This is a genomic window from Synechococcus sp. CCY9201 (assembly GCF_034931105.1).
Lineage (GTDB): Bacteria > Cyanobacteriota > Cyanobacteriia > PCC-6307 > Cyanobiaceae > CBW1002.
Genome location: NZ_JAYGIC010000165.1, coordinates 1 through 7,243, shown reverse-complemented (window position 1 = coordinate 7,243; position 7,243 = coordinate 1). Strand labels below are relative to the sequence as shown.

Sequence of the window (7,243 nt, the reverse complement as noted above, 5' to 3'; positions counted from 1 at the left end):
GTCACCACCCGCTGGCAACCCAGCCGCTCGGCCCAGCGGGCCAGCCGCGTGTACCGCCAGTGCCGCGCCGCTGCTTCGTTGGGCGCCAGCGCTTCGGCGCGATCGATCTGCAGCGCCAGCCCGTGCTGCTGGGCCCACTGGGCCAGTTCGGCGGCCTGCTGGCCCGATTCCGGCCGCCAGCCATGGTCGCCATGCCAGAGCTGCAGCGACCAGCCATGCAGGCGTGTCAGATCCAGCAGCAGGCCCGTCATCGCCATCGAATCCTGCCCGCCGGAGACGGCCAGCAGCAGGGGTGCGCCGGCGGGCAGCAGCTGGGGTTGCTGACGCAGCAGCTGGTGCAGGCGCAGATGGTCAGCGCTCCAGTGCGGCTGGGCCTTGGCCGGGGCCCCAGCTGGCGCTTCGTGGGAGTTCACGGTTTCAGATGGGAGAATCACGAATCCAGCTCTCTGCGCCGCCGATGTCGCGTCTGTCCAGCCTGCCCAGCTCCCTGCAGCGCGCCATCGCCGAGCGCCGGGCCCTGAAGGTGATCGCCGGTCTCTCCAACTTTGATGCCGCTGCCGTGCAGCGGATCAGCCGAGCCGCCAGTGCCGGTGGCGCCGACCTGATCGATGTGGCCTGTGATCCGGAGCTGGTGACCCTGGCGGCCGCCGCCTCGGGTCTGCCGATCTGCGTGTCTGCGGTGGATCCCGAGCTGTTCCCCGCAGCGGTGGCCGCTGGCGCCGCCATGGTGGAGATCGGCAACTACGACAGCTTCTACCCCCAGGGCCGCATCTTCGGGGCCGAGGACGTGCTGGCGCTCACCCGCCGCAGCCGCGAGCTGCTCGGCGATGGGGTGCTCTCGGTGACCGTGCCCCACGTGCTGCCCCTGGATCAGCAGGAGCAGCTCGCCATCGATCTGGTCGCCGGCGGCGCCGATCTGATCCAGACCGAAGGCGGCACCAGTGCCCGGCCGTTCAGCCCCGGCAGTCTCGGCCTGATCGAGAAGGCGGCGCCCACCCTGGCGGCCGCCCATGCCCTCAGCCGAGCCGTGACCGTGCCGGTGCTCTGCGCCTCCGGCCTCTCCGCTGTCACCCTGCCGCTGGCCATCGCCGCCGGTGCCGCCGGCGTGGGTGTGGGCTCCGCCGTGAACCGGCTTGACGATGAACTGGCGATGGTGGCGGTGGTGCGCGGTCTGCGCGATGCCCTGGCGCCGGTGGCTCTGGCAGCAGCTGCGACGAACGCTGTGCCAGCTGATCGCTGAATCGCAGGCACCCTGTCAGGCGCCGACTGTTTGGCTGGCGCCGACTGTTTGGCTAGGCAAGCTGCTGTGCCAGCAGCTTGCCTAGCGCCTTGCTGGGGCCTTGTTTAGCCTCATGGCATTCCCTGCGTCGAAGGATCGATGGGTTCACTGGCCTGGCTATTGCAGTGGCCGATCCGGGCCGTGGTGCTGCTGATCGTTGCCCAGTTGCCCCTGGGGGTGGAGATGCAGAGCTTCGGCGCGGCGGTGCTGGCTGTGATCGTGATCAGCCTGCTGGGGGCGCTGCTGGCGCCGCTGCTGAAGTTGCTGCTGGCACCCCTCTGGGTGATCACCAGCCTGGGCGGGCTGATCGCGCCGATCAGCTGGCTGTTCGACGGCCTGATCACCGTGGCGCTGTTTGCCCTGGCGGCCTCTCTGATCCCGGAGTTCCGGCTGCGCAACGGCCTGGTCAGTGCCGTGCTGGGAGCGTTGGTCTACACGTTGCTCACCGGCGCGGTTCTGAGGGTGTTCGGTCTGGAGCGGGGCTGAGGCCGGCAACCCGTAGCCGGGCGGGCAGCACTGATCGGCCACAACCGTGAGAATGGCCCGATGGCCTTTCAGCTGCACGCTCCCTACGAGCCCAAGGGCGACCAGCCCACCGCCATCGAGGCCCTCGTGGGCGGGGTTGAAGGTGGTGAGCGTTATCAGACCCTGCTGGGAGCCACCGGCACCGGCAAGACCTTCACGATCGCCAATGTGATCGCCCGCACCGGGCGGCCTGCTCTGGTGCTGGCCCACAACAAGACGCTGGCGGCGCAGCTCTGCAATGAACTGCGCGAATTTTTCCCGACGAACGCCGTCGAATACTTCATCTCCTATTACGACTATTACCAGCCAGAGGCCTACGTGCCGGTCAGCGATACCTACATCGCCAAAACGGCGTCGATCAACGAGGAGATCGACATGCTGCGCCACTCGGCCACCCGTTCCTTGTTCGAGCGCCGCGATGTGATCGTGGTGGCCTCGATCAGCTGCATCTACGGCCTGGGCATTCCATCGGAGTACCTCAAGGCGGCGGTGAAGTTTCAGGTGGGCGACACGCTCAATCTCCGCGCTTCGCTGCGGGAGCTGGTCAACAATCAGTACTCCCGCAACGATCTGGAGATCTCCCGCGGTCGCTTCCGTGTTCGCGGCGATGTTCTTGAGATCGGCCCCGCCTATGAAGATCGCCTGGTGCGGGTGGAGCTGTTCGGCGATGAAGTGGAGGCGATCCGCTACGTCGATCCCACCACCGGCGAGATTCTTCAGAGTCTTGAAACCATCAACATCTATCCGGCCAAGCACTTCGTGACGCCGAAGGAGCGCCTGGCCGAAGCCATTGGCGAGATCCGCGCCGAGCTGCGCCAGCGGCTTGACCTGCTCAACAGCCAGGGCCGCTTGCTGGAGGCCCAGCGCCTTGAGCAGCGCACCACCTACGACCTCGAGATGCTGGAGCAGGTGGGCTACTGCAACGGCGTCGAGAACTACGCCCGTCACCTGGCCGGCCGGCCGGCCGGCACGCCGCCGGAGTGCCTGATCGATTACTTCCCGGACGACTGGCTGCTGGTGGTGGACGAAAGTCACGTCACCTGCTCCCAGCTGCAGGCCATGTACAACGGCGATCAGAGCCGCAAGAGTGTGTTGATCGAGCATGGGTTCCGCCTGCCCAGCGCCGCCGACAACCGCCCGCTCAAGGGGGAGGAGTTCTGGCAGAAGGCGCAGCAGACGATCTTCGTGAGTGCCACACCAGGCAGCTGGGAGCTGGCCCAGAGCCAGGATCAGGTGGTGCAGCAGGTGATTCGCCCCACCGGCGTGCTCGACCCGATCGTGGAGGTGCGTCCCACCGAGGGGCAGGTGGACGACCTGCTGGGGGAAATCCGCGTCCGGGCCGAGAAGCAGGAGCGGGTGCTGATCACCACCCTCACCAAGCGGATGGCGGAAGACCTCAGCGACTACCTGGCCGAGAACGGCGTGCGGGTGCGCTATCTGCACTCCGAGATTCACTCGATCGAGCGGATCGAGATCATCCAGGACCTGCGCAACGGGGTGTACGACGTGCTGGTGGGGGTGAACCTGCTGCGCGAAGGCCTCGATCTGCCGGAGGTGTCGCTGGTGGCGATTCTCGATGCCGACAAGGAAGGCTTCCTGCGAGCCGAACGCTCCTTGATCCAGACGATCGGGCGGGCGGCCCGCCATGTGGAAGGGGTGGCACTGCTCTATGCCGACAACCTCACCGAGAGCATGGAGAAGGCGATCTCAGAAACCGAGCGCCGCCGCGCCATCCAGCAGGCCTACAACGCGGCCAACGGCATCACCCCCACCCCGGCTGGAAAGCGGGCTGGCAATGCCATCCTCGCCTTCCTGGAGGTCTCCCGCCGGTTGAGTGATGAACAGCTTGAAGAGGCGACTGAGCAGGCTGAGAACAATGCGGTGCCGCTGGAATCGCTCCCGGAACTGATCACCCAGCTGGAGGACAAGATGAAGGCGGCGGCCAAGAACCTCGAGTTCGAGGAGGCCGCCAATCTCCGCGATCGGATCAAGCAGCTGCGCCAGAAGCTGGTGGGCAGGGCCTGATGCCAAGCCCCGCCGAGCTGATGTTCAGCCTCATGCTCGGCTTCGTGGGCATGGCCTTCGTGCTGTATGGCCGTAAGCAGGATGCGCTGGTCCCTCTGGTGAGCGGCATCCTGCTGATGATCGTGCCCTTTTTCCTGCCCGGCGTGCTGCCCCAGCTGATCGTGGGGCTGCTGCTGATCGCGTTGCCGTTTCTGGTGCGGCGCTGAGGCCGCTCAGGCCGGGGCTTCACTGCCTTCGGCCCGGTGCTGCACGCCGCCGCCCAGGCCGAAGGCGCCATGGACCACCCGCAGGGCCGCCACGCCATCGGCCTCCGCCACCACGCAACTGGTGCGGATTTCGCTGGTGGCGATCAGCTCGATGTTGATGCCGGCATCGGCCAGGCTGCGGAACATGCGGGCGGCGGTGCCGGCGGTGCAGGGCATGCCCGCACCCACCGCACTCACCCGGGCGATCGCCGGACCTTCCTCGAAGCGGGTGCCGGGCCATTGCTTCAGCAGCTGCGCCAGGGCCCGTTCCGCCTGGACCAGGTCACCCTTGCGCAGGATGAAGCTCATGTCGCGGCTGAGGTGGCCGGGGCTGCCGTGGGTGCGCTCCGACTGCACGATGGCGTCGAGGCTGATGCCGTTGTCGGCCAGGGCGCGGCAGATCGCGGCGGCAGTGCCGGGCCGGTCCGGCACCTGCCGCACCGCCACCTGGGCCTGATCGCGATCGAGGGCCACGCCGCGGACGGCCGGATCGCCCAGATGGCAGGGCGGCGGATCGTGGCGCAGCTGTTGCTCGCCCAGCTCAAAGGCCTGGGCCGCAGACCGCAGCGCCTTGCTGCCCTGGGGACCCTCCACCAGGCAGCTCACCTTCACCTCGCTGGTGGCGATCAGCCGCAGGTTGATGCCGTCGCGGGCGAGGGTGTCGAACAGGCGGGCGGCCACCCCGGGGCGACCCATGATGCCGGCCCCGGCGATGCTGAGCTTCGCCATGCCGCCTTCGGCGCTGAGCAGGGCCGCCCCAGCTCCCATGGCCGCCAGCACCTGCTCACAGACCGCGCGGGCCGCCTCCATCTCGGATTGGTGCAGGGTGAAGGCGATGTCGTTGCTGGCGCCCTCGTGGGTGGCCTGCACGATCAGGTCGACGTTCAGCCCCGCGGCCCCCAGCGCCTCGAACAGCTGGGCGGCCACGCCGGGGCAGTCGGGCACATGGGCCAGGGCCAGCACGGCCTGATCGACCTGCAGCTCCGCCGCGTCCACCGGCTTGCCCAGCTCCAGGCCTTCGCTGCCGATCGACCGGGGGGCGCCGCTGGTCAGGCGGGTGCCGGGGGCGTCGCTCCAGCTGGAGCGGACCACCAGGGGCATGCCGTAGTTGCGGGCGATCTCCACCGCCCGCGGATGCAGCACCGCCGCGCCGAGGCTGGCCAGCTCCAGCATCTCGTCGCAGGTGACCGTGTCCATCAGCTGGGCGTCGGCCACCTTGCGGGGATCGGTGGTGAGCACGCCGGGAACATCGGTGTAGATCTCGCAGGCGGCGGCCCCGAGGGCGGCGGCCAGGGCCACGGCCGAGGTATCGGAGCCGCCCCGGCCCAGGGTGGTGATCTCGGGGGTGCCGGCCCGGCCGCTGCTGGTGCCCTGGAAGCCGGCCACCACCACCACCTGGCCATCGGCCAGCAGCCGCTGCAGCCGCTCGGTGCGGATCTCGAGGATGCGGGCCCGCCCGTGGGACGACTCGGTGATGATCCCCGCCTGGGTGCCGGTCATCGAGACGGCCGGCACCCCTTCGGCGTGCAGAGCCATCGAGAGCAGGGCGATCGAGACCTGTTCGCCTGTGGACAGCAGCATGTCCATCTCGCGCTGGGGCGGATCGCTGCTGATGGCCCGGGCCAGGCTGGTCAGTTCGTCGGTGGTGTGGCCCATCGCCGAGACCACCACCACCAGGTCGTGGCCCTCCTCGCGGCAGACGGCCACCCGCCGGGCCACGGCCCGGATCCGCTCCACGTCGGCCACCGAGGTGCCCCCGAACTTCTGGACGAGCAGGGCCATCGGCGAGTCGGACGCGGCGGGAACGGGCGATTATCGGCCCGCATGGTCAAGGGCGATGCCCCCGGCGAGCAGAAAGCCGTCGCGGAAGGCATCGCCCGGCGTTGCGCCCCGCTTCAGGGCGGCCTCCACCTCCAGCAGCTGGCTGAGCAGCTTCAGCAGCGGCCCCGGGCCGCGGCCGCGGAGCTGTTTGCGCATCACGTAGATCCGCTTGGGGTTGCCGATGCCGGCGGCCTTGGCGATGGTCGCCACGTCGGTCTCGCCCGTTTTGTCCAGCAGGCTCACCCACAGCCAGCCCCGGATCTGACTGGTGAGCGCCGCCACGATCCGCAGAGCGGGTTCGTTCACCTCCAGCAGGTTGTCCACCAGGGCGATGGCGTCGGCGGGACGCCCCGCCAGCAGGGCGTCGCCCACGGCCAGGCTGGTGGTGGCATGGCTGCCGATCAGGGCCTGCACCGCGGCGACGTTGATCGGGCGGGCTGTGGGTGTCGCCGCTGAGGATCCCGGGGCGGCACCGGCATAGAGCGCCAGCTTTTCCAGCTCACTGGCCAGCCGGGCGCTGTCGCTGCCGATCGCCTCGCACAGGGCCTCGGCGGCGGCCGGCTCCAGGCTCAGGCCGAGTTCCTGGGCCGTGCGTGTCACCAGATCCAGCTGGCCGGCCCCGTCCCAGGCGGCCGGCAGGGTGAAGCTCCGTTCCCGGGCCACCGCCTTGAGGGCCTTGGTGAGGCGCAGGCGGGCGTCGGGTTTGTTGCTGCTCACCAGCAGCAGGTGGCAGGTCTCGGGCACCAGCTCCAGGCAGGCCTCCATCTGGGCCGCCAGCTCCGCCGGACACTGGCTGGTGAAGGGGCTGCGCTGCAGCACCACCAGCCGCGCTCCGCTGCCGAAGGGCGGGGTGCGTGCGTCTTCCAGGGCCCGGGCGGCCTGGCCGGAGTCGTTGCCATCGAGGCGGCTGAGGTTGATCGAAGCCCAGGCCGGATCCACCAGCTCAGTCACCAGGGCCTCCACGGCCCGCTGGCGGGCGGCTTCATCGTCGCCCCAGTAGAGATGGATCGGCATCGGTGCGGCGCGGCCGGATGGAGCGGCAGGGGCTGGAGAACGACAGGGGAAACGAAAGGGAAGCGGAGGGCAGCCCTGGATCGGCGGCCGGTTTCGACCATCCGATCTTCACCGAAAGCCTGCGCCGCATCCACGCCTGGTTGGGGGAGACGGGTTTCCGCGGCGTGGAGCAGGAGGTGCTCGAACGGCTGGTGCACAGCAGCGGCGATCCGGCGCTGGCGCCCCTGCTGCGCTTCAGCACGGGGGCCTGCGAAGCGGGCCTGGCGGCCCTGTCGGCCGGAACGGCGATCCTCACGGATACGGCCATGGCCGCGGCGGCGGTGACGCCGATGGC

The 7,243-nt window shown here is 69.3% G+C and carries 8 protein-coding genes; 5 read left to right on the top strand and 3 right to left on the bottom strand.

Features of this window, described 5'->3' with window-relative positions; genetic code table 11:
* Positions 1–413, bottom strand: a 413-nt coding sequence (locus VB716_RS16120; RefSeq protein ID WP_323271018.1) for an ATP-binding protein, incomplete at its 3' end; no start/stop codon positions are given.
* Between the two features lie 44 nt (positions 414–457).
* Here VB716_RS16120 and VB716_RS16115 point away from each other — a divergent pair.
* The 4 genes from VB716_RS16115 to VB716_RS16100 all read left to right on the top strand — a co-directional run bounded on the left by VB716_RS16115 (position 458) and on the right by VB716_RS16100 (position 4,035).
* Positions 458–1,240, top strand: a complete 783-nt coding sequence (locus VB716_RS16115; RefSeq protein WP_323271017.1) for a DUF561 domain-containing protein — start codon at positions 458–460, stop codon at positions 1,238–1,240.
* A gap of 138 nt (positions 1,241–1,378) precedes the next feature.
* Positions 1,379–1,765 (top strand): phage holin family protein, encoded by a 387-nt coding sequence (locus VB716_RS16110; RefSeq protein ID WP_197157514.1) that lies wholly within the window; start codon positions 1,379–1,381, stop codon positions 1,763–1,765.
* Between the two features lie 60 nt (positions 1,766–1,825).
* Entirely contained in the window at positions 1,826–3,829 is a 2,004-nt protein-coding gene (gene uvrB / locus VB716_RS16105) for an excinuclease ABC subunit UvrB (RefSeq protein WP_197157516.1), read from the top strand.
* Entirely contained in the window at positions 3,829–4,035 is a 207-nt protein-coding gene (locus VB716_RS16100) for a hypothetical protein (RefSeq protein ID WP_197157517.1), read from the top strand. Before uvrB ends, VB716_RS16100 begins: the two co-directional genes overlap by 1 nt.
* Before the next feature lie 6 nt (positions 4,036–4,041).
* Here the strand turns inward: VB716_RS16100 and VB716_RS16095 are convergent, their stop codons facing one another.
* Together VB716_RS16095 and holA are read right to left on the bottom strand one after the other, a co-directional pair.
* Positions 4,042–5,856, bottom strand: coding sequence for an aspartate kinase (locus VB716_RS16095; RefSeq protein WP_323271016.1), 1,815 nt, complete (start codon positions 5,854–5,856; stop codon positions 4,042–4,044).
* 30 nt (positions 5,857–5,886) lie between these two features.
* A complete protein-coding gene (gene holA, locus VB716_RS16090; protein WP_323271015.1) occupies positions 5,887–6,909 on the bottom strand; it encodes a DNA polymerase III subunit delta in 1,023 nt (340 codons plus the stop codon).
* Positions 6,910–6,911: 2 nt separating this feature from the next.
* Here holA and VB716_RS16085 point away from each other — a divergent pair.
* A partial coding sequence (locus VB716_RS16085; RefSeq protein WP_323271014.1) for a precorrin-8X methylmutase occupies positions 6,912–7,243 on the top strand: 332 nt, incomplete at its 3' end.

Coding starts and splice junctions, on each gene's coding strand:
- VB716_RS16115 (WP_323271017.1), top strand. CDS start 458: ATGTCGCGTCTGTCCAGCCTGCCCAGCTCCCTGCAGCGCGCCATCGCC.
- VB716_RS16110 (WP_197157514.1), top strand. CDS start 1,379: ATGGGTTCACTGGCCTGGCTATTGCAGTGGCCGATCCGGGCCGTGGTG.
- uvrB (WP_197157516.1), top strand. CDS start 1,826: ATGGCCTTTCAGCTGCACGCTCCCTACGAGCCCAAGGGCGACCAGCCC.
- VB716_RS16100 (WP_197157517.1), top strand. CDS start 3,829: ATGCCAAGCCCCGCCGAGCTGATGTTCAGCCTCATGCTCGGCTTCGTG.
- VB716_RS16095 (WP_323271016.1), bottom strand. CDS start 5,856: ATGGCCCTGCTCGTCCAGAAGTTCGGGGGCACCTCGGTGGCCGACGTG.
- holA (WP_323271015.1), bottom strand. CDS start 6,909: ATGCCGATCCATCTCTACTGGGGCGACGATGAAGCCGCCCGCCAGCGG.